A 1,716-nucleotide genomic window follows, 5' to 3' on the forward strand; every position below is an offset into this window, starting at 1 on the left:
CCCGGAATACACCATCGCCTACACCGGAAATTACACCACGAGCGCGGACGCTAGCATGGCAGTGGTCTCGGGCGAGCTGTGACGCAGGATAGTCCCGACGGACTCCAGGCCTGCGCCCGCTCGCAGCAGGTTGGTGGCAAGCGAATGCCGGAATATGTGTGACCCGGTCGGCACACCATCGATCCCACCGCGGTCGCGCGTACGGGCGACGATGCCGGCGATCTCGGCGGACGAGCGGAATGGCCGAAACGGTGCTTGTGCACGCAGGAACAGATGCTCTTCGACGGCCTTCGGGCGGGCTGCCGCAAGATATGCCAGGATCGCGTCGCCGACATCCTGCGGCAACGGCAGGCGGTCCGGCCGACGCGTCTTGCCCTTGACCGTCAGGTGGCCGGATCGCCAGTCGATATCCTCAAGGCGCATGTCCTGAATATCACCGGCGCGCAGCCCAAGTCTGGCGAGCAAGAGTATGATGGCCTTGTCCCGGACCTCCACCGGACGATCTGTTGGACAGGCCGCAATGATCCTCTCGATCGTTGCCGAGTCGACGTGGCGCGGCAGCGTCGAAAGGCGGTAACGCTGCACTGATGGAACCGCATGCAACAATGCCGGCCGACACTTGCCTTGCACGACCAGAAACCGAATGTAGCTCCTTATAATCGTGACGAGCAGCGATGCTGAGCCCGGGGTCTCCTTGCTTCGTCGTTGGAATGCGCTCCTGAGTCCGGCGGCATCCCATAGCGAAGGCTCGCCAAGCATTGGCATCAGCCGTCTGATATCGGTCCGGTAGCGCCGGATCGTCTCGTCCGTGGCGCCGCGGTGTTGCTTGAGCCATGCCAGGTAAGCCGACATGTGCGGGTCATCGTCCGCCACCGGTTCAACCAATGGGATAGCTCCCCGGCCTCGCAGGAACTCGACGAAGTGCCGTGCGCATCGCCCCCGCCGCTTGGTGCCCGTCGTGACCAACTGGCCCCGCTTGCGCCAGACCGGGCAACGGCAATCATGCGCGGCGTACTCGTCGATGATCGTGTCGTCGATATCGATCCATTGGCGTCGCGTAACGCGAAGCCAGGCCACGACATGCTCGGCCTCGGATCGATAGGACTGCGCCGGGCCCTCGGCGAGTTGCAGGCGATCGATCGCATCGGAATAGTCAGCGAGGTGCCGTGGCAAATCGTCGATCCCGTCGTCGACTTCGACGTAGCCTTGATCCTCCAGGAACCGGACGAACCGCCTGACCCTTGCTGCTTGGTCAGCCTTGTAGTGCGCTTGCTGTGCCGAATACCGGTGGCACCGACACCGATGCTTCTCGAACCGCCGAACAGTCCGGTCGTCGATCGTGCGGATCGCGATCCCGTGCAGGTCCAGCCAATGCAGGAAATGGCGGACCGCCGCGCCAAACAGAACCGCGCAGCCTGACCTCTCGTCGAGCGACAGAGAGGAGAGGAATGCGGTGAAAAGGGTGCTGTGACTGGTCGGGTCTTCGACCCGGAGTGGGGCCGCTCGAAACGGCAATGGTGATCTTGTTCGCATGTTGGTTCCTTCGACTTGTTGAGGTCGAAGGAACGGTAATTATCTGGAGTGAAATCATGGAAAACCGAAGGAAACCCGGGCCTCCCGCTGCCACGCTCGACATAAACTGCGACTGCAAAGAATATGTCTAGGGTCAGGACCCATTAAATTGCTTGCGCAGACGGTGATTGGTTGATTCAAGGT

General features: G+C 61.8%; 1 protein-coding gene. It reads right to left on the reverse strand.

The genetic code is table 11. The features are described 5' to 3' along the window. Nucleotides 1-30: 30 nt before the first annotated feature. The gene (locus IP83_RS07970) at nt 31-1,533 is read right to left on the reverse strand and encodes a tyrosine-type recombinase/integrase (RefSeq protein WP_054121686.1); all 1,503 of its coding nucleotides are present in this window, start codon (nt 1,531-1,533) and stop codon (nt 31-33) included. Between the last annotated feature and the right edge of the window lie 183 nt (nt 1,534-1,716).

Source organism: Novosphingobium sp. AAP93 (genome assembly GCF_001296055.1).
Taxonomy (GTDB): Bacteria; Pseudomonadota; Alphaproteobacteria; order Sphingomonadales; family Sphingomonadaceae; genus Novosphingobium.

Excerpts from the sequence above, each read along its gene's own strand:
- IP83_RS07970 (WP_054121686.1), bottom strand. The coding sequence starts at position 1,533 with ATGCGAACAAGATCACCATTGCCGTTTCGAGCGGCCCCACTCCGGGTC.